A 20,810-nucleotide genomic window follows, 5' to 3' on the forward strand; every position below is an offset into this window, starting at 1 on the left:
GAACCGCGAACTGCGAACCACTTAACAATATCTATCGCTAGCGAAATTCGGCGGTGTGGAGGCCCGCTTGGCGCTTATTTCAACCAAGTACCTTTTTGCTAATTTTCGAAGGAGATCGCAGACGTTCAGCGAAGTTTGTTTAAGTATTAAGAGTGGGTTTACAAATAAGACTGTGGTAATTAATAAAAGTTTCAATCGAATTAATTTTTTTTCAAAACTAATATTAATTTAAGAAAATAGTAAATAAATTACTGTAAAAAATAACGCGAGAAAAATATTCCACTAAATACAAATGTTACATATGTTTAATCCCATCGTAAATAATAAATCCCGCTCCCCCAATCACCGCGATAAAGAATAAAATTAATAATGTGAAAAATGTTTGTTTAATCATGTGGGAGATTCCTGTGTGTGATTAACTAGATTACCCTGCAAGTCCGAATTTATAACGCCGCTGAAGCCTGGAAAGTACGAGTATAACGGGGGTTAAATAATTTAATCGTATTGACCTAGGTTACCCTACTGGCCAGATAGTCAAAACGCTCAACCCCTGTTATTTGAGTAAGTTATGAGGCAATGTTAACGAGCGCCATGCTGAGAAGATTTTTCCAGCTAAGTTACTGTGTTGTTGTCATGTCGTCGTTAAACCCAAGTGTATAACGCCACTGAAGCTTCAAAACTGCCACTACAGCAGACATTCAGCAATAAACGCCTGTCGACCTAAGCTACCCTACTGCTTAGATGATTAAAACATTGCATCCCCGTTATTTGAGCAGGTTTTTAGGCAACATCGACAGCAATGATATCAGCCGTATTTTTTGCTTTGGGGTATTTCCCAAAACGGTAATGCCATAACGTACATTTCGTCGCTGGACATAATCGCGCTTCATGCGCTGATTTAGCACAGTCAAGGCATTCAGCACGAATGGCCTTAAGCGGTGAACGATAACCCTCGGGTTTTTCTTTCCCATAAAATATATTCTTACCCATGCGATAGGTGTGTAACGGGCAGGAATTAAATTCACAATGTTTTACCTGAGTACGAGTTTCCGCACAATCCAAGCATTTTTGTCGAATAGTTTTAATCGGTGATTTTCTAGCGGTAGTTTCCATAACTTTTTTCAGGCATAAAAAAACCGCAGCGATAGTCTCAACTGCGGTTTAATAATTTTTTAAATAAATATTATGTGCGGTGTTGGTTAGTACTTGTCTCAGGATAGGGCAAACTATACGCCTAAACCTCAAATTTGTCCCACCCGTTTTTTAAGACTTCTTACCAGGAGTTACCGCGACTTACCGGTACTTCTAAATTATCACTAATTGTACTAAGCGCTTCATTCCAATACCGCTGTGCCGTTGTTTTCGGATAGCCCACCTCTCGCGCAATGGCTCGCCACGACATGCGCTGTGCTCTAAGCCAAATTAGTTTACGCCGCTCTGGCTGATCGACTAGCGTAATCCAAGCTAAGGTTTCTTCAGCGCGATCAATGGCATCGGGGAGTGGTTGTAATATCGTGTATTTTTTTGTTTTTTCCATCCGTGCAATTTCGCGTGATGTGTATTTAATTTCAGGCCAATAATTTCTATGGCCCAGTGATATGTTTCCTGGCAGTTTGCTTAACACGCTAACACACTCCTCAAAACGCCGTGCTACGGTTTTATTATCCCGGCCATGCCGATGCATTAGTGTCTCCCTGTTTGTTGATCCTGCGCCCACATGAGCAGTCCTAGCGCGTCTGCCTCGTTATCGTCAGCAGGTTCATAGCCTAAACGTCTAACCGAATCGATCATAGCCTGTTTACTCGCATTACCTTTGCCCGTGATATATTTTTTAATTGTTCCAACGGGTACACCTTGGTAAGGAATATTTTCTTGCTCACCAAACGCGGTAAGTGTTGCTAAAAAACCACCGTACACATGCGCTGCGTCTGTCCCTATGTGCCGCCTAACCTCCTCGAAGTAAATTACGTCTATGCCATCGATGGATGTATGTAAATCTCGTAGCCAAGCATTAAATTTTAAAAATCGCATCCCACCCCCGTCGTAACGACTATGCTTGAAATTCGCGATGCCGCTGATAATTAATTCATGTGATGTCATTGCCCATCCAATCGTTGTTCCTAGGTCGAGTGATAATATATTTTTTTGCATCATAAAATTTTTAGTGTGCTGTATGTTTTGTGTGTGTCGTTGTTTCAAAAAAAATTCCTCGCGCGCGTGTAGTAAAATCTCATCTAAGATGGGGAGTATCCAATGGGAATACTCCCCCTCTATATAGAGGGGTAAAAATTGGGAACCGGGAACGCCGCGTCAGCCGTGGCCTTAAGCGTAGCCACCTCTTTCTGGGAACGCATTTAGCCGGGAAGGCATTAATCCCCCGTAGTTACTGGGCTTATAGCGTTCTACTACAAATGGCGTTCCCGCCGGGAACTCGGTAATCCGGGATTAATGTCGGGTTGTTTTTTGTTCGTTGACCTGCTGCAAATATCCCTTTTTTCCGCGCTTAGATATTGATCGATTGATATGCCCCGGCATAAATTCAGCGTCACCGAGTGCGACTGGCCCTAAGGGGTGATCTAGCCATTTTACGGAGGTCTGGCCGGGTGCCATGGCAGCGACTAATTTCTTTTCAGCTTGCAGTTGCTCTACCCAACGAACAAATTTATGTTTGCCTATTTGATGAAATGTTTCCGGTAATTCAAAACGTCTTTCATAGACACCGTTGACTCCGGTTTTGGTGTAAGGTTTCCCTTCTTTTGCAGCTTTCGCAATGGCATCGACGAACGGTGTTAAGTCTTCAGGTGTGGGCGCTCTTTTACCGGCGATCTCACGGGTACGATCCATTAAAATACCGGATTCATGATCACGTATAAATGTTGTCACCGATAGATTAGAACGCCCATTAGACTTAACAACACCACCGAACACAACACTGCCACGGCTGTATTTTTCCTTAATTATTTTACAGATAGCTTCCGCTTTATCTTGCGGTGGTTGCCAAAGTGCATAAGCACAACGTACGCCATCAACTAGACCACCTGAGCCGCGAATAGCTTCTCTTGCCTGTTCTGGGGTAGTGGCCTCACGTTTTGCAAAATGGTGAGAAACAATAACAGCGGCGCCCGTTTGTGCAGCGAGTGTTGCCAGTTGTGAACATACAAATTGTGCATTTTCCGGTATATTCAAATCTAACGCACATAGCGGTTGTAAAGGGTCAAAAATAATGACCCGTAAATCTGCGATGGTTTCACATTGACGAAACAGCGATAACCACGCTGCGGTAGCGGTAGGCATTCTTTTAACCGGATCGGGCACAAATAATGGGATAACACCCCCAGCATCGGGTAACGGTACCGCGTAGAGATGATGAGGTATATCTCCTAAGGTATTTAGGCGTAAGTGTATTTCAATAGCATCGTCTTCTGCCGTGATATACACCGATGCACCTTTTCGCATTAAGTCCCCACCAAACAAAGTAGGGGCGTTAAAGCGTAAACCATTAAATGCGGCGACTTCACGGGCAAGCTGCGCTAATAAAAACGATTTACCCACACCGCCTGAAGCTGCCAGTAATGAGACTTGCGCTAGTGGAAAAATATGTTCAATAAGCCAATCACGTGCTTTGGGTTCTCCCTTAAATCGATCACTCGCATGCCAGTCTGTGAGTTGCAGACTCGCCATTTTCTTTTTTACCTCAATAAACCGACACGACTTAATAAATTCATTAACGTCTACACCTTCACTAATAGCATCTGCCGCATCCCATTTTTTCGGTTTATCCTTAGGAATCTCTAAAATAGATACAGAAGCTGCACCAGCAGCCACAATGGCTTGTGAGACATTTTTTGCGTAGGTACTGCCTGCCTCATCATTGTCCGGCCATATTAAGACGTGTTTATTTTTTAGTGGTGACCAGTCTGTCTTATCCACTAACGTATTCGCACCCCCCATCGCTGTCGTGGCTATATTCCCTGTACTGATTAATGCATCCGCGCACTTTTCACCTTCTACGAAAATAATAGTGTCATTCACAGCTATCGCGGGTTGTTGATAAAGCGGTCGTATTTTAGGTGCCTGGTGCTTACGTGCTTTGACATCCCATGGTCGAAACACCTTACCGCTTGGCGGATCAAAACGGTCGACACGCACAACTAAATGACCTGTCGTATCGTGATAATCCCATTTCGCCGTGACAGGCCCCAAGTCGTCCATAGGGGGTGATTTTTTTCTTTTAGGTGCTGATTGGAAAGCAGGGACGTTGCCTAACCACTGTGATGCCGATTCAATCACACGAGCAAAATCTCGGCGAATATCAAATCCCTTGTGATGTGCCCATAAATCAAAAATATCACCGCTCTCATTCGTGGCGAAATCATGCCAGACACCGGCTTTACTTCCGTGCAATTCAACGACTAGGCTTTTGCCTCTATTGCCATCAATATCGCCAACAACAAATTGCTTTTGTTTCTCTTTACCTTCGGGGAATAGATAGTTGAGTACATTCGGTAATTGATCGAGTAAACGTGATTTTACCTCGTGCGCGGACGGTGCTATTTCTTGTTCATCCAAATCAATTTGATCATCCGCCGAACTGAAATCTAAAAAATTATTGATCGTCATAATAAAATGTATATCTTTAATGCTGATTTAAAATGGTATGTCGTCAGAGTATAAATTTTGTAATCGTGTCGTGTAGTTATGAATAATCGTATGTATCAGTCCGTGTATTTCTTCTTTGGTATAGTCGAACAATGGTTTCTCTGAACCAACGTTACACACATAAGTAGCAAGTGGATTAATGACGGCTTCTCTTGCTATTTTTTCAAGTTCGTTTTTTTCGTTTTCTGTCAAAGTGATTCCTTGTTTAAAATAATAGTAATGAATATCCTGGCAACGCTTTGAGCAAAAACGCTGCCTCTTTTTTAAATTTTTATTCGGATCTCGCCAACCAAACCCACCCGGTAGGGCAGAGCAAATAGCGCAGCAATACGACAATTACGCCACCTGTTCTTTTTGCTTAGCGGCATTAAAAATAATGCGTTGAATATCGTTTTTATTCGTATTGAAAGCGATTAAACAACTGGCGTGATAGCGGGTTAAACCAAAGTTATGGGTGTAATTTTGGGGTAAATATTTGAGCTGGCGTGATGTCGCCTCTTCATTCAACCACCGACGAGATTTTCCCGCCCCCCCTTCAGTTTCATTCAGGTTCAACCAATCATCACATGCCGCCATGCATAATGTTCTTTCGCCAACGTAAAGCAGTCGCGTTTGTTGTAGCCGCGCCCCCGCTACGGCATACCAGTGGCCATATAAATAAAATGCGCCCGCCCACGCATTAAACCCAGTAGCCATCGTGGAAGTCTTGTCGTGATAGAGGTCAACCCATTGGAAAGTAGAACGTGTCAGTAAATCAACCTCTGTCATGACAAAGTTTTGGATTTCAAGTTTGCTGCTACCGTCAGCAGAAGATGAAATAACCTCAAAAACATAGCCACATATCGGGCATTCACGGCAATGTATTGGCATACTCGCCTCACATTCTGGGCATTCTTTTTGTGGCGCATCTTCCTGTGGTTGAGGTCTTTCTAAATGTATTTTTTGTTCAAGCTTCCCGTGAATAATTGAGCTGGTGCCGAAATCCAAAATAATACAATCCGTTTTTACAACACCCGGATAGTCATTAGGATCAACAATGCGTAACCCTCGGCCAATCATCTGAATCATCGTACTATGGTAACTGCTGGGTCGTAGCAAGATGATGCAGCTTGTCGGTGTATAGTCGTATCCTTCCGTTAAGACACTAACGTTAACAATGACTTGGGATTCCCCGGACTCGTAACGGGATAGGCTCGCTTGTCGTTCTTGTGTTGTGAGATCCCCATGAATACATTCCGTGCTAATGCCTGCATTTTGAAACGCTCGTGCAACATCATCCGCGTGCTCAACAGTAGAACAAAATATAATGGTGGGTCGATCACCGGCTTTTTCTTTCCAATGTCGAATCACGGCCTCATTAATCGGCTTTTTATTCATGATGTCGTTAACCGCTTTCATATCAAAGTCAGCGACATTTTTTTTCACTTTCGATAATTGCTTTCGTGTCCCCACATCGATGGTATACGTCACCGGTTGCACAAGGTGACCGGCATTAATAAGTTCTGTTAACGTAATTTGATCAGCCACATTGGAGAAGACGTTCTTTAGTCCTTTTTTATCACCACGATTGGGGGTGGCGGTGACACCATATAAAGCAAGATCGGGATTCTTCGCTCGCGCCGCATCAATAATTTTTTGATAACTGTCTGCTGCGGCATGATGAGCCTCATCGATAACCAATAGATCTAACGCAGGCAACTGCTTTAAGTTATGTTCTCGTGATAGCGTTTGCACCATCGCGAAAGTGGTATCGCCTTGCCACGATTTCTCGTTTGCATCAAATACGGAGGTGGTGAGCGTCGGATTCACACGTAAAAATTTGGCATTATTTTGCTGGGTTAATTCGTCACGGTGAGCGAGTACGCACGCTTTAGCGCCTTGATTTTTTTTAGCCCACTGCCCAACCACCCCCGATAGCATGATCGTTTTACCGCTGTTATGAGTGACAGTGAAATCACCCATCACATATAGGTGATCCTGATCAACAGAAAAACCATAGTAATCGCCCATACCCATCTTGTGTATGGTAAAGCCGGTGTGTAAAACATCCTCCTCATGAGTACTGTCGGCTATCATCAAACCATAGTACGTCATCCCATTGAGCGTTTTGGATTTGGACAAAGGGTATAACCCTAGGCTACGCGCAATAAACGCCACGTCGTCAGCGAGTTCTTTCGATGCTGTAGAAAACGCCATGACATTTTGTGCATAGCTATTTTTATGACCATCAGAGTCAAGTAATCCTGATAGCAGCGCTTCACGTGTTTTTCGTGATCCCGTTTTATAATGGTGCGGAATCAGCGGCGGCGTATGCATTAAGTTTTTATCGCCCAGTAATAACCCAAAAAAATAAGGATCGACAGAAGGTTCCTCTTGTGATGGAAAATCTATCGCCGTTCGATAAAGTTTGTGCACCTGTTTAAAGCGAGTACTTTGTTCAAGGTAGGCACTCACACTAATATTCACAATACTATTAGCGTTCTTTGTTTTGACTAAAGAAAGAATATGATCTTTATTCACGATAAACGGCTCGCCTTTTATTGGGCGTATCTCGTACATCATATCCATGCCGTGATATAAACGTTGGACATGACGAGGGCGGCTATCGGGTCCCATGAGGGTATCGCCCACCTGAATTTCTTCGACTGGCTTTAGTGTGCCGTCATACATTAATATTAATGTGCTTGGTGCATGACATCCCGTAGGTGCCACACCCAGCGTATTTTTGTGTTTCTCGAGCGCAGCAAGGCTCCGCTCGACAAACGTAGTTTGTCGAGGTCTTAGTAGCATGGTAAAAATCCTTGTTGTGTTACATCGTGAACGCGTTAATGTGCCTAACGTGTTAAATGATTAACTCACCCATGAAGGACGGCTATTCGATGTGGTCGTATTTTGTGGGTTCATGACCTGCGGCGGCACAGAAGTATGCGACTGACCATAACCTACCTGTTGTGTCGGCGATGGTTGAGGCGCTGTGAACGAAACATTACCCATAATCGCGGCGTACTGCTTATTCTCTGGCGTCACGGCAATAGCAATAATATTACGCGGCTCATTATTTTTATCACCTTTATCAACGCCTATTTTCGCCAAAAACTCAAGACCATCTAAATCGGCAATGCTGTTAATCGACAGCGCTTGCATCGCGTGATTAGAGAAATCATCTTTCCTTATGCCACGAGCGGAACATAACATCGCTTTCACAAAGGCACGTCCCATCTGTGTCCATTTGTCACTTTTAGGGCTATGTAATCCAATCAGTGACCAGATTTTTCGGCGAGCATATTCGCCTTCCAAAACAGTGAATTCACAATTTAAATAGATAGCGCCAGTGTCTTGACTTTGTGTCGCATAGCCGCCCGTCCAACCCATGTCAGGATTATCATAACCGCCGGGCTTTATGGCGATTCTAACTTTGGCTAAGGTGCCTTTGGGAATAATGTCAAAATCCACTTGATCATCGGCATCATTAAAATTTGTCCAGTCGTTATTCATCAAATAATCTATTCCTTCAATAAATTAGTGTGTGGTGTTGTCGTGTATATTGTTGCTTATGTTGTTTTGTGTATTGCTGTGTTGTAACTGTGATTGTGTGTCTGTTTGGGCAGGCTCTCTAAGACCGTAGTCAAGATGGTGAACCATCATGTCTGCAGGCCGTTTTATTTTTTCCATGAGGCGGCCTAAATGTGGCTCTTCAATGACATCTAATTTGCGACTTCTATCCTTCGCCGGATAACCAAAAGGGTTTAAGGTATGATTGATAAAAGCGCGATAGGGGGTGCCGTCTTCAGAAGGCAGGTCTGCCATCGTAATAACCTGATCGACAATCCCAGGCAATTCTAATCCGGTTTTAGACCCTTCGATTTGTGGCTCAAAAACGCGACGATTAAATTCATCTACCTTTTCATCGAGTATTCCCACGAACCAGACACTTTTATTCCGTGTATGCTGGAGGTGTGTTAACCAAGCAATCATCTCCTGGCCGTGTAACCCGTAAGCGCCACGGATATCAGGCTTACCAGTACGTTCACTAAACGCTTGCGGTTGGCCTTTACACCATTGAAAACATAAGCGACCAGCAACAGTAATGGAGTCAATAAAAATAATGTTATATTGATCTAACTGGGCCGGATCTCCGTATTTTTTACAGACAGCATTAAAATGTGCTTCGCTATAGGATTGTTCATCGCGCAGCGCGTAATTAGGCCCACCAATAAATACAGCAAAGTCTCGACACTCTTGCCATGTCTTGGGCCTAAAGGCATCACCATTCCAATCCTCCACGGCAAGATCACCGGCTTCGATATCAAAAAATAATGTCGACGATGTAGGAAGGGTTAACAGTAACGAAGTTTTACCGATACCACTTTTACCAAAAATACAGCCTTTAACACCCCGGTGCTGTGATCGCCGTTGTTCTGCAGTAATAAGAGGAAACATTAGGCTCGCACCTCCTGATCCTGAAATTTTTCACCGGTGCTTTTACGCAAGGACTGTGCTTCATATGCGACAATATCTTCCTCGCGATATACCACACGGTTATGTAATTTTAAAAAGGCAGGGCCAATCCCTTTTGAGCGCCAATTAGCGATCGTGCTTTCACTTAAATTCCAACGAAGAGCAAGTTGTTCTTGATTAAGATGTGAGGCTAATGTCATAAAATCTCCTAACGTATTCAAGAGGTATTATGAAGAAGCGTTTGTACTGGCGTCTAGTGGGCTTTGTACTGCAATTTGTACTGTAATTTGTACTGCGGCGATTTTTTTTGAAAAAAGTCGTATAAATATATTGTATACGACTATTAATTGCACAAAATTAAATGATGATACTATTGCTTAACATTAGCTCCGAGTGAAAATTATCGTGGTCATACGCGCTAATTTTTTATTTAAATATTAAAACAATAATATCCTCTTTTAGGACTCACGATATAGTCTTCCCATTCCAACGAGTTACTAAATAATGATTGCATGCGTGTTGCGCCACCTCTTTGTCCAGGTATTTTAGTTGCAGCTAGAATTTCTTTAGCCGGTAACTCCCAACGTCCTTTTTTGGCTTGCTCATACATATAACGAATCGCCAAAGGACGACGTTCGCCACCAATATACCAATCTGGCTTCCCTTTTATTTTTAAGATACGTCTCGCTGCATCATAGTGCACGGGGAGATAAGAAGCGTCTGATGTAACGTAATCAAGTTTAAGAGTGGGTTGCACCTGATTAACCTGGAGTAGTGCCTGACTATCCACCGACGCTTGGTGAGAGTTACCTGTCAACAATTGATAACGATAGGGCTTAGGGTATTGTATTTTTCCTACGTCGCTGATATTGAGAAGATAACGGGCAAAAAATACCGTATTCATTTTACGTGTATATAGCGTACTGGCCGTCACATCCGTTATTCCTGTTCTAGGATCGTAGACGATACTGACGGCTTGCGACCATGATTTAGAAAGTAATGCCGTGCGCCCATCAATGGGATAGTCATTGGCTTTGGGTAAGCGATTAAGGTACACAAGAATTTTAAAATTATAAGCATACTCTGAGAGTAAGCGCTTGACGACTTTTATATCAATATCCTCTTCAGCGTATCTCAGCATACCCGCTAAATTGCGTTTATAATGCACAAGGGGGTGCTGACCCTCGTTGAGAGTCAACAATGGCGGCAACTGAAATACCGTGGTATTAGGGTCAGAAAGATGATCCTCCGCTAACAACACAGCCACCACTTCATGAAATAGATGTTGATGATGCACATAGAGCCAAAGGCTTTGCTCATGTTCGTTGTGGATAGAATAGAATGTCTGCCGTTCTCCGTCAGACATCGCAGAATTTACCGAGGAAAGCTCAAAGCGCTTAATGTTTTGAGCCACTAAAAAAATCGAGTCTGCCCACATATTCGCGGTATTCACACCGCCTTGAGTATCATGAGAGGCAGCGGCTATTTTAGAATGGATAAGTGAATGATAAGTATCGGTGTTAACAGCGTGCAACAAGCGCGTACACGGATCAAGAGACATAGGCATACTGTCGTCCATGGTAAAAAACGAATCTAAGAAAGCGTAAAAATTTGGAAACCAACTACTGAAAAGCTACCACGACGTGATATCAGCATGATGCAAACAAAAAATAAATAATAAGAATCAAAACCAAATCGCTTTTATTTCACTTGTTAACATTAAAGTATGTTAAAAATAGAAAAATAAAAGCTTTAAAAAACCTCCCTAGAATTACTTTCTCTTACCAGCAGTGACATACTCTTATAATGCAATGCAACTCGTTACCAATTGTCTTATCGCATCCCTCCTCATTTATTTTCTACAATAAGAACATGGGTTAACAACAAAGGTTCCTCAACACGTGACAAACAACAAGCGATTACCTCATGACATGACAGTCGAAGAGCGGATAAAAGAAATTGCTGAAATACTATCAAATGGATTAATACGTAAACGATTTCAATCATTATATCAAAAAGATAAGCGGATTCATGCAGATAAAAAAGCTTTAAACGCCAAAATATAGCGAAGACTAACTAACAGCTTGCTTCGTCTGCCTACCTGAGCGTACATGGAAAACCTATTATCAACATCCAAAGGACAGCCATGCCGATAACAGCCCCCCCCCCTTCTACACTGACGCAGATCATGCAACTTGAAAGTATGACCATGAAAGAACTGTTAGTCATGTGGCAGGAATTCAACCCGACACCACCCCCAGTGCGAGCACGAAGCTATATTGAACGACGTCTGGCTTATGCATTACAAGTTAACGCGTTAACTGCTGAAGATAAGAAAATAGTTGCTAAAAATACACAACGTATTGAAATCATCAGTAAATCCTATGTGTTCAATAAAAGCAAAAATAAACAAGGCACTTATACCCCTGTACCAGGCACCATTTTGAAGCGACTTTATAACGATGTGGAATACGAGGTGATTGTGCGATCAGACGGACAGTTTGAATTTCAAAAACAGCTCTATAAAAGCTTATCCAAAATTGCGAAAGAGATTACCGGTACACATTGGTCTGGACCTGCGTTTTTTGGTTTGCGTAAGCCTAACACCCCATCGAAAAAGAAAAAGTGAGGGAAAGAAAAATAGATGAGTAAACATGTTATACCTAAACGTCGATGTGCTGTCTACACACGAAAATCCCACGAAGAGGGACTGGATCAAGATTACAATTCTATTGATGCTCAAAAAGATGCCGGGCACGCGTATATTACCGCGCACAGAAGTGAAGGCTGGATTTCAGTGAACGATAACTATGATGATCCCGCCTATTCTGGTGGGACACTGGAGCGCCCTGCCCTAAAACGCTTAATGAGAGATATTGAAGAGGACAAAATTGATACTGTAGTGGTATATAAAATAGATCGCCTCACACGGAGCCTCCATGACTTTTCGCAGCTAGTGGAGATATTTGAGCGTATGAACGTATCCTTTGTTTCTGTCACACAGGAATTTAACACGACTAGCTCTATGGGGCGCTTAATGCTAAATATCTTATTATCCTTTGCGCAATTTGAGCGTGAGGTCACAGCAGAGCGCATACGAGATAAAGTGGCCTCAAGTAAACGTAAAGGCTTATGGATGGGAGGTATTCCACCGCTCGGCTATGATGTTAAGGATAGACTATTAGTGGTTAACAGCAATGAGGCTAAGACAGTCCGCCACATATTTTCTCGCTTTTTAGAGATAGGATCAGCCACACTGCTTGTAAAAGAATTACGCCTCGACGGGATATCCACAAAGTCATGGACAACAAAAGATAATAAATATCGCCCTGGGAAGCTTATCGATAAAGGCTTTATTTATAAGCTTTTCCAGAATCGAACATACTTAGGCGAGATTGGACACAAGGGCCAATGGTATGAAGGTAAGCACGATGCCATTATCGATAAGACACTCTGGGAAGCCGTCCATAAGAAGCTCGCCGACAGCTATAAGGCCAAAGGTAACAATACGCGTGCTAAGGTTCCCTTTTTGTTAAAGGGATTGCTCTTTGATACAGAAGGTCGTGCCCTCACTACTTCATTTGCCAATAGTCGTCACAAAAATGGTAAACGCTATCGCTACTACCTCAGTATACGTGATGCTAAGGAAGGCGCTGGCACTTCCGATTTAACCCGGTTTCCAGCCAGTGAACTAGAAACGGCTGTGACAACACAAGTCATGACACTATTAAAGTCGTCAGAGATCGTCAAGGAGGTGACCACTATCGCTCAGGTTCACGATGATGAATTAGACGAAGCCATGGTAGCAGTCGCGCTGACAAAAATGACAACCTTATGGGAGCAACTCTTTCCTGATGAACAAGCGCGATTGATTCATCTAATGATTGAGAAAATTATTATCACCCCCAATGCCATGGATCTACGACTAAGAAAAAATGGACTCGAACAACTGGCACAAGAAATAACCCCGGAAACTTTGAAAAAGAAGGTGGTCAATGGATAATCAATCAACACCTATGTCTCATATAATTGAAAGTAGCGACGGCTCCCTCTCAATAAAGATACCGTTAACACCTAAAGTACGCAGTGGCCGTAAGATTATTACCCTCCCTGGCAGTACAGATAGCGACTACCGCCCCTGGGATAGCCAGCCCACGCCACTTCAATTAGCGCTAGCGAGGGCTTATGAGTGGGAGCAAAAACTCAACAGCGGCGTCTATGGCTCAATAAAAGAGTTAGCTAACAAAGAGGGTGTGGATAATAGTTATGTCAGTCGTATATTAAATCTTAATATATTGGCGCCTGATATTATTCAGGCGATTCTTGATGAAAAGGTGCCGGATACTTTGACTATTCAAGAGTTAGGGGCGGATACGCCTATGGGATGGGAAGAGCAAAGGGAGAAGTTTGGCCTATGTCAGCAGGAATAATCATGTCAACAATGCCAAGGGTTGCCACAACATATCATCGGTAATACTATGGTTAGGTGTCAATGACGATTGTGTCTACAACAATCGCGTCATTTTTGGAAGAGTCTGAAGTATGATCACACTGACCAAGGATTTATATACATGCCAGTTCCTCACGTACTCACTAAATATTATGAATTGAACTTAGTCGATCGCACGATTATCAACATTGTCGAAAAACTTCAAGGTGAACTCACACTTAGTGAGATTAATCAAATTAAAGTAATGGCTAGCGTTCAATCCGGTATTGAGTCTTACCGAGAAGAAACGGCCAAAAAGAATAGCCAAAGCCTACGAAGCGAAGAGCACAAATCACACATACTCGGAAAGCATTTAGAAGAGAAATTTGGGCCTCGCCCTGCGAGAACACACGCCCATGCAATTGTAGCAGGTAAACATCCTTTGGCCGCCGCCATAAGACTTATTATGTCGAAGCTTAAAATCGGGATTGATGATGTGGATAATGGCTGCTGGTTACCAGAAAATATCGCGGCAACCCCTCATCCGGCCATGCCTAAAGCACCCCCACATAGCCGCATACACCGGTATAACTATTATTTCTGGATTAACTCGCTACTTTCCAGCCACCGACAAGCGGATGCTTTCAGAAATAGACTCAAGCTGATTTCTCAAATGCTCTACACGGGCAACATGCCAGAATATGTCATGTTACCCAAGGGCAAAGGCTTACCCTAGTGAAAACGTATAAGCTCAGAGCAGATAAAACACGCTACATGAATGGCTATCTTTCTGTGGATGATATTGAACACACCATCGGTGACTACTTTTTACTTGATCAAGACTACTGGGCGGATTTTTGGAAGCCCATTAAGACTGAGTTTATTGATGACAGTGATAGTGGATCTGTAATTCATCCCCCTGACATTACACTCTGGGGGACAACAAATAATTTTATCTGTAATGAAAAATCTTACCATGCACTTAAAGACGAGCTGGAAGCTTATGGCGAATGGCTACCGCTAACATGCGAACACATTCCTTACTGGCTATTGCATGCAACAAAAAAAATGAGCATTGATGCAGTAGATACAAAAAAAAGTGAACGCTCAACAAATATATTAGGTGATATCGAGGCAAGCAAAATTATCTTCAAAGATAACGCCGTCAAAGACCAACTTATCTTTCTTACAGAATATAACCGCTATAAGAATATTTATTGCTCAGAGCGCTTTAAACACCTAATCGACGCTTTGGAATTGAAAGGACTCGTCTTTAGTGAAGACATGACCAATTCGCCATTATAGGATCATGCAGTTTGACGTAGAACTTTAGTGCTCTAATATAGAAGCCTCACATAGAGATGCTTTCAATATAAGAGGTACCTATTAATAGTAATAGTCGAGAAAACTTGCATAACCAGCTCAGAAAATACTTGTTTACAATTCGTGTCGCCCCAAGTAAACAGTACGCACAATATCTGTCTTTTTATTTGTAACAATCGTAAAATCTGCTTTAGGGTAATACGCTACCCACTGCATATTGTTGGTGCCAGATAACGTTTCAGGACTCCCTAATACATCATGTTCTGCATACGGAACCTTCTTACCTGTATAAAGCCTTGTTAGCTCTTGATGTCTTTCTGTATTAACTTGAGATGTGTCACTGCAAGCGAATAGTTGTAAACAAAGAAGTAGTATTAAAAAGATGTGATTTTTCATAAAATTCCTTCACTAGGATTTGCTTAACAGAAATTACATACATTACAAAATTTGACGAACATTATACCTATATACTAACCATTAAGTAGGAATCATTCTACTAACATAAATTCAACTGCATATACTACTCTATTTTTAAATAAACAATAAACTAGCTAAGCTTAACAAGAAAACTTGGTGCGCCATATTTTTCGAGAGAACATAGTATTAGTTGTTGTCATGTACACCTTAAAGCCTAACCCACACGTAGTTACGGTGACTTAGTTATCATATAAAAATATTATTATAAATACACCACGCTTCATACTTTTTCCGTTTTCGTTATATTGCTAACACTACAGATTTTATAGCCACACACCCAATTAGCCTCACAACTATTACATTGAAATATATGCTCGTGTCGCCCTTCATACATCTCAGGGCCATCACCAACAATATCCGTTGAACCACAACATGGGCAATAATCACCCCCACTATTAACGAATGTATCGGCCTCTTGTTGGCTTAGTTCTATATCAATAATATTATATTTTTCTTCTATAGGTTCAGGCTGTACTTTTTTATTTGAAAAAAAATCTAAGAATGTCATTGCTTCAGTTTCGCTTACTTTGGCTTTTTACTAGTGATCGATATTTGATAATTAAACTGATAATTTCATGAGAAAATACAGCAGCTTCTAATGCCTCATCTAAAGAAGCTCTTTGGGGCAATAATACATTGAATCGCTTTTTCAATATCTCTACGACTTGACTATCAATCGTTGGATCAATATCCATCCCAGCATATATACATATACGTTGTTTGATAAATTCTTTAGACATTTATTTAATCTATTTCTTATTAAAATGAAAGCCGTTATTAACTTTGCTATCAGTAAGACAATCGGTGCTGTTGTTAAATTTGTCATTTTTTATGGTTGCGCGACCTAACACCTTCATGAATTTCAAAGAATAAACGTCGCACCATATTTTTAGCTATGTATTATCTAGATTTTCATTATATAGTTTTTTTGATAATAATAGTCAGTTTATTCAACACAAAAACTGTATGGCAATCACTCTAACTGGCATTAGATTCAGTTAACTACCTAGAGCTATAATATTATACTCTTTCAGTAAAGCCATGTCTGTGTTTTGTCATTATGATCAACTGCGTCCATGAATTTTTCACTGTCTGTTAATACTCCAAAGCCCCGTAGGCAAAGGTAGGCAACACCAAGAGAATAAAATAGAAAAATCAACGTTCCCATAAACCAAAATATTCCTTTTTCTCCTAATACCCATATAGAAGTAGGAATCAAGCTCAAACCCAGGAATGAGAAGAAAAAATACCAGATAGCATTCCATAGCTTTCTTACCCTTCTGTACCACCTCTTTTGAAAAAGGCCTCTAAAGCTAGGTTTTTTATCAGAAACATTGAAAACCAAGAAGTTTCTACATGAAATATATTGAGATAGAGCTTCAGAAGGAGATTGCAAAGAAAACAAAAATGATATTTCACGCCAAGAAATTGCCCTCCCATACTTCTTTTCAATTAATTGCTCTAACATAAACTTGGTATTTACTTTGGTTTTATCAGTTAAAATATCTGACATTATCTCAAACTCTTCCTTTTCAAGAGTTTTAATTTTGTTATGATACACTTTAAGACTAGGATACAACTTGATCATAAGAAATATTACAAATGCAAAATATACTTCTAGCCCTGACTGAGCTATAAAGTCTTTTAGAAAACCCCATGTCATATTCTTACTCTCAATATATTTGAAAAATTTTCAAAACTCTAAAGGTCTGTATATAAAGAAGCTAGTTTAACTCTCCCTGCCTTGGTTCAGCTTTTTTCCAATTAAAATCATGAGCTTGGCAATATAATTCAATCATCTGACAATCTTTATCACGCAGTTTGGTATTAACTAATTTACAAAAGTCATCATGCGTTATAGTCAATCGATGATAATTATCTGCCAAACGTATAACCTTATTTTGCGACTCTTCGTTTTTATAATGCGCTTCTCCTTGCCTTAACATTCCATCGCAAATATAGAGCCAGCGATCAAACGACCTAACTATTTCTATAAACATAACATTAGTAGCTATAATCCTATGCTCTAACGGAATTATATTAAGATTATTTTTTACAGAACCTAATGTATTTCCAATATTGCAATAACTAGGTGGTTGTTTATCTTTCCAGTTTATATGACTTGATGATAATGCGGATTCCAGGTCTTCAAGAATTCTAAATTTCTCAATCATCATTAAATATTCTTCAAAATTACTTTTTAAGTGTTTCCTTAATGTTATAGATAAAATGGTTTTCTTCACTATTTTCGCTAGAAGTAGATCCCATACAAAACTACTAATATTTAACAATAATATTATGCCGCAAAGATACAGCAACCAAGCAAACCCTTCTATTTTTAAAGCCACTATTGCTGGGATAGCAGCTAGCACAGATAAGATAATAGAGTGTGAGGGTGATGTTTTTAAACTTCTCTCCATAAAATTAAAGCTCTATATAAAAAGTGATTAATTAAAAATACAACGTATTTCCTACCCATTATCAAAAATTCAAAGCCGCTTCAATGAATGAGTAGTCGTCTTTAGTAACAAGCGCTTTCGCCCCCATATCTCTCACCATCATTTCTGGCCCTTTACAATGTAATTTTAGAGGGTTTCCTTCTTGAGGAATAACTGCAAACAGTGGATGTTTTTCCTGAACACAGAATTTAGCATGCGTTGTTGTGCCGCTTCTAACATCAGATTCGACAATAATGGAACACTTAGATAATCCGACTTGTATGCGGTTACGTGGCACAAAGTTTTGTCTACTCGCTCGAGCACCTTCTGGATGTTCTGAAACCCATAGACCACCAGATTCCAATATTTGGTAGCCTAGCTGTTGATTGGCCTTTGGTTCCGCCGTATGTAAACCATGGGCCAACACAGCAATCGTGTTTCCAGCTACGTCTAGACACCCCCTATGGGCTTCAGCATCAATACCTAAAGCAAGCCCACTGACCACTGTCGCTCCCAAGCTAACACAGTGGCGAGCTATTCTATTTGTTATTTTTAAGCCATTAGTTGTGGCATTACGTGTGCCAACAATCGCCACACCTAGAGAAGACACGAGCAAATCTAAGTTGCCTCGAGCGTAAAGTATGCGTGGGGGACTCATGATATTACGAAGACTGTCTGGATAATGATCAGAATCTTGGTCTATTGCATGTATTTCTGTATTTTGCTGCACAGTTGGCTGCTCTATCTTCTCATTGTTCTGCCTAACACTACCGCGATTCTAACTAATGCACCAGCATCCGTTAATACATCAATGCCTGCTTTTATTGAATTAGTTGTTGTCGTTATATCGTCGAGTAGGATAACAGATCTACCTCCAATCTTTCGTGCAATATCAATTGGAATAGCTGTCGATGCTAGTGCATCCTCTTTCCTCCTACTACCACCTTTGTGAGCCGCTAGCTTTGTCTTGGTGCGTAGGATTAAATTATAATCAGGGTTTTGGACTGAAAACTCAAAGGATAGGTTCTTAATTAGCTTAGCGAAGCCTGCATGAGACCTACCGTGTGTTGACGATGGAATCGTTGCAACAAAGACGGGTTGACGACCTAGTCCTTTTCCGCGTAAGTAGGTAATAAGTTTGTTAGAGAAGACAGAAACGGCTTCATCTTTACCGTCTTTAAAATCAAGAATCTGACGGCTATGAATATCAACAGAGCCTGAACTAACTGGATAGTAGTTACCCATTGCCACAATTGGAATACTCTTATATAAATCAACATGAAATACCATTTTTCAATCCGTTTGTCAGCTAACAATTGAGGCAACCTACCATTAACGAAAAAAACTTTGGCGACAAAAAGACTCTCTTTGTGACTATATTGCTCACCCGTAGCAAATCTAACATCTGTTTACAGCTTTTAATGAATGTATAATGGCAAAAATGTAACTCATTTAACAATAGGACAGTCAATGAATAAACTACTGATATTTTTAGTAGCTATCTTTGTATCTACAGGGAATGCTGAAGAATTTGATTCTGGAAGAATAGCTGGAGCGATAGACTTTCTTAAAACAGCTTGCGCTTCTGGAGAAAGTATTGATGTTGAAGCATCCGGGGGAGGCGGACTATCTTTTATAAAAAAAGGCGCATCTGGCTCATTTAATTTTAGATCAGAGGAAGCTAGAGGAATAGTCAATGGTTTAAGGGATGAACTTCAACATGAAAATCTTCAAAATATTCGAGCCTGTATGGAGCCGCATATAGATAAAATACTCAATCGACTGCTCGGATACTCTCAAAATTTAGACAACGATAAAAATACTCTTTTGCCTTGTACCGCAATAAATGGGGAGTTACCAACAGCAAGAACCGAAGACTTTAATATCGATGTTTTAAAATGTGTATTGAAGTCTTCTCTATTAGAATGCACTTACAGAATAACAAAAAAGGCAAATTCTAAAAAACGCATCACCTTAAATAGCGATTATTCCTCAATACTTGATGAACAAGGCAGTGAGGCTTATGCAGTATTTGCACAAATAGGAAGATCAACTGGAAAGACAGCTAAAAGAATGTTTTCTCCTAACGACAAAGCACTGGCTTTAATGAATTTTGACTTATCAACCTCTCAACCATTCCCGTTTTCACAACATAGAAAAATTCAAAACATGAGAATATACATGGATGGTCAATACGTCGATTTCAAAGGTGTTAATATATGCAGTTCAAATTAAAGCCGCAACATGCTGAAAGATTCAAAATGATGGCTGATAAACTTCAAAAATAATCGGTAATGATGTAACTAACAAATGCTGATAGGATTGTTCTCTTAGGGTTTGCAGCGATATCATTAGATTTTAATCTAGGGGACTTGCCCCACAAGGATGTGCCCATACTGGGCACATCAAGCCAAGCAACTGATACACAGTAAACTGCCCTCTTCTTGAGACGTTAGGAGTTAGAAGTGAAAATTAAATATCTTAGAATTTCACTTGTAATGTGGGCATTGATAAATTTAGCTCTTGTTGGTTATTCAGCTTTGAAATTAAAATAAGTATGCCTTCAGCAATAAGAAGTTTAGAATTAAAGTATATTTCGAACTTAGGAAAGACTGAATCAGAACTAGAGTCATACTACTTTCTTAAAAATCAAATCTTGGGAGTTTCAAATGGGTATAAGAAATCAACTGAAACGCGTCAAAAAATAGTAATTTTCCTAGGGTCAAGCAATGCAATACTAAGTATTTTCTTAATTGTAGCTCTCACATTGCTAACCAAACAGACTCCGCTAGGTTATATATTGAATGATTGTTTTTTAAATACTACTGCTTCAGTGTTTGGCTTTCTCTGTAACAATGGTATGGTTTTTACATCAATATCAAAAAATAGTATGGCGTCAGATAAGTCTTTAGCGATATAAAAAAATGATAGCATTAAAGACAAAAAATCGTCCTTTGTAGACATTATCTGTTTCAGTATATTGTTGTAACGCCTTGAACCTGTTAGAGTTTTATATACAAAGTCTA

Annotated in this window: 25 protein-coding genes; 8 read left to right on the forward strand and 17 right to left on the reverse strand. The window is 40.6% G+C overall.

The features are described from left to right. Positions 1-780: 780 nt before the first annotated feature. From BVC89_RS28850 to BVC89_RS28905, 10 genes are all read right to left on the reverse strand, one after another. Positions 781-1,113 (reverse strand): hypothetical protein, encoded by a 333-nt coding sequence (locus BVC89_RS28850; protein WP_103654425.1) that lies wholly within the window; start codon positions 1,111-1,113, stop codon positions 781-783. A 160-nt stretch (positions 1,114-1,273) separates the two neighbouring features. After that, positions 1,274-1,684, reverse strand: coding sequence for a DUF6362 family protein (locus BVC89_RS28855; RefSeq protein ID WP_103654426.1), 411 nt, complete (start codon positions 1,682-1,684; stop codon positions 1,274-1,276). After that, positions 1,684-2,151 carry a crossover junction endodeoxyribonuclease RuvC gene (locus BVC89_RS28860; protein WP_103654480.1) on the reverse strand — a complete coding sequence of 156 codons (468 nt, stop codon included), beginning with the start codon at positions 2,149-2,151 and terminating at the stop codon, positions 1,684-1,686. The genes BVC89_RS28855 and BVC89_RS28860 overlap by 1 nt, the downstream gene beginning before the upstream one ends. A 294-nt stretch (positions 2,152-2,445) precedes the next feature. Next, entirely contained in the window at positions 2,446-4,620 is a 2,175-nt protein-coding gene (locus BVC89_RS28865) for an AAA family ATPase (RefSeq protein ID WP_103654427.1), read from the reverse strand. 27 nt (positions 4,621-4,647) lie between these two features. After that, positions 4,648-4,995, reverse strand: a complete 348-nt coding sequence (locus tag BVC89_RS28870) for a DUF6511 domain-containing protein (RefSeq protein ID WP_103654428.1) — start codon at positions 4,993-4,995, stop codon at positions 4,648-4,650. After that, complete coding sequence (locus BVC89_RS28875) at positions 4,996-7,449, reverse strand: helicase-related protein (protein WP_216825203.1); 2,454 nt, start codon at positions 7,447-7,449, stop codon at positions 4,996-4,998. It lies immediately after the preceding gene. A gap of 60 nt (positions 7,450-7,509) precedes the next feature. Beyond that, a complete protein-coding gene (locus BVC89_RS28890) occupies positions 7,510-8,154 on the reverse strand; it encodes a hypothetical protein (RefSeq protein ID WP_216825204.1) in 645 nt (214 codons plus the stop codon). A 24-nt stretch (positions 8,155-8,178) separates the two neighbouring features. Continuing rightward, positions 8,179-9,099 (reverse strand): ATP-binding protein, encoded by a 921-nt coding sequence (locus tag BVC89_RS28895; protein ID WP_103654429.1) that lies wholly within the window; start codon positions 9,097-9,099, stop codon positions 8,179-8,181. Continuing rightward, positions 9,099-9,317, reverse strand: a complete 219-nt coding sequence (locus BVC89_RS28900) for a MerR family transcriptional regulator (RefSeq protein ID WP_086930724.1) — start codon at positions 9,315-9,317, stop codon at positions 9,099-9,101. The genes BVC89_RS28895 and BVC89_RS28900 overlap by 1 nt, the downstream gene beginning before the upstream one ends. Before the next feature lie 230 nt (positions 9,318-9,547). Next, on the reverse strand, positions 9,548-10,684 hold the full coding sequence (locus tag BVC89_RS28905) for a hypothetical protein (protein ID WP_086930723.1): 1,137 nt from the start codon (positions 10,682-10,684) through the stop codon (positions 9,548-9,550). A gap of 334 nt (positions 10,685-11,018) precedes the next feature. Between BVC89_RS28905 and BVC89_RS30035 the strand changes: the two genes are divergently transcribed. The 6 genes from BVC89_RS30035 to BVC89_RS28930 all read left to right on the forward strand — a co-directional run bounded on the left by BVC89_RS30035 (position 11,019) and on the right by BVC89_RS28930 (position 14,851). Then, complete coding sequence (locus tag BVC89_RS30035) at positions 11,019-11,183, forward strand: hypothetical protein (RefSeq protein WP_158657847.1); 165 nt, start codon at positions 11,019-11,021, stop codon at positions 11,181-11,183. 80 nt (positions 11,184-11,263) lie between these two features. Continuing rightward, positions 11,264-11,746 (forward strand): DUF2924 domain-containing protein, encoded by a 483-nt coding sequence (locus tag BVC89_RS28910; protein WP_158657846.1) that lies wholly within the window; start codon positions 11,264-11,266, stop codon positions 11,744-11,746. 15 nt (positions 11,747-11,761) lie between these two features. Beyond that, a complete protein-coding gene (locus BVC89_RS28915) occupies positions 11,762-13,120 on the forward strand; it encodes a recombinase family protein (protein WP_103654430.1) in 1,359 nt (452 codons plus the stop codon). Next, entirely contained in the window at positions 13,113-13,547 is a 435-nt protein-coding gene (locus BVC89_RS28920) for a LacI family transcriptional regulator (protein ID WP_103654431.1), read from the forward strand. Before BVC89_RS28915 ends, BVC89_RS28920 begins: the two co-directional genes overlap by 8 nt. A 141-nt stretch (positions 13,548-13,688) precedes the next feature. Beyond that, positions 13,689-14,282 (forward strand): AHH domain-containing protein, encoded by a 594-nt coding sequence (locus tag BVC89_RS28925; RefSeq protein WP_103654432.1) that lies wholly within the window; start codon positions 13,689-13,691, stop codon positions 14,280-14,282. Next, on the forward strand, positions 14,282-14,851 hold the full coding sequence (locus tag BVC89_RS28930; protein ID WP_103654433.1) for an imm11 family protein: 570 nt from the start codon (positions 14,282-14,284) through the stop codon (positions 14,849-14,851). Before BVC89_RS28925 ends, BVC89_RS28930 begins: the two co-directional genes overlap by 1 nt. A gap of 132 nt (positions 14,852-14,983) precedes the next feature. On the opposite strand, the gene BVC89_RS28935 is transcribed toward BVC89_RS28930, so the two are convergent. From BVC89_RS28935 to BVC89_RS28965, 7 genes are all read right to left on the reverse strand, one after another. Further along, positions 14,984-15,265 (reverse strand): hypothetical protein, encoded by a 282-nt coding sequence (locus tag BVC89_RS28935; RefSeq protein ID WP_103654434.1) that lies wholly within the window; start codon positions 15,263-15,265, stop codon positions 14,984-14,986. A 301-nt stretch (positions 15,266-15,566) separates the two neighbouring features. After that, a complete protein-coding gene (locus BVC89_RS28940) occupies positions 15,567-15,854 on the reverse strand; it encodes a hypothetical protein (RefSeq protein ID WP_103654435.1) in 288 nt (95 codons plus the stop codon). Positions 15,855-15,858: 4 nt separating this feature from the next. Continuing rightward, the gene (locus BVC89_RS28945; protein ID WP_103654436.1) at positions 15,859-16,086 is read right to left on the reverse strand and encodes a hypothetical protein; all 228 of its coding nucleotides are present in this window, start codon (positions 16,084-16,086) and stop codon (positions 15,859-15,861) included. 290 nt (positions 16,087-16,376) lie between these two features. Further along, positions 16,377-17,009: a hypothetical protein gene (locus BVC89_RS28950; protein ID WP_103654437.1), complete on the reverse strand. Its 633-nt coding sequence runs from the start codon at positions 17,007-17,009 to the stop codon at positions 16,377-16,379. Positions 17,010-17,070: 61 nt separating this feature from the next. Continuing rightward, positions 17,071-17,766 (reverse strand): hypothetical protein, encoded by a 696-nt coding sequence (locus BVC89_RS28955; RefSeq protein ID WP_103654438.1) that lies wholly within the window; start codon positions 17,764-17,766, stop codon positions 17,071-17,073. A 61-nt stretch (positions 17,767-17,827) separates the two neighbouring features. After that, positions 17,828-18,514, reverse strand: a complete 687-nt coding sequence (locus BVC89_RS28960) for a DNA-processing protein DprA (RefSeq protein WP_158658201.1) — start codon at positions 18,512-18,514, stop codon at positions 17,828-17,830. A gap of 11 nt (positions 18,515-18,525) precedes the next feature. Then, a complete protein-coding gene (locus BVC89_RS28965) occupies positions 18,526-19,074 on the reverse strand; it encodes a phosphoribosyltransferase (protein ID WP_103654440.1) in 549 nt (182 codons plus the stop codon). Between the two features lie 180 nt (positions 19,075-19,254). On the opposite strand from BVC89_RS28965, the gene BVC89_RS28970 reads away from it, so the two are divergent. Together BVC89_RS28970 and BVC89_RS28975 are read left to right on the forward strand one after the other, a co-directional pair. After that, a complete protein-coding gene (locus BVC89_RS28970; RefSeq protein WP_103654441.1) occupies positions 19,255-20,019 on the forward strand; it encodes a hypothetical protein in 765 nt (254 codons plus the stop codon). Positions 20,020-20,284: 265 nt separating this feature from the next. Further along, positions 20,285-20,704: a hypothetical protein gene (locus BVC89_RS28975; RefSeq protein WP_103654442.1), complete on the forward strand. Its 420-nt coding sequence runs from the start codon at positions 20,285-20,287 to the stop codon at positions 20,702-20,704. The last annotated feature ends 106 nt before the right edge of the window (positions 20,705-20,810 follow it).

The sequence above is a fragment of the Agarilytica rhodophyticola genome (assembly GCF_002157225.2).
In the GTDB taxonomy this organism is placed as follows: Bacteria; Pseudomonadota; Gammaproteobacteria; order Pseudomonadales; family Cellvibrionaceae; genus Agarilytica; species Agarilytica rhodophyticola.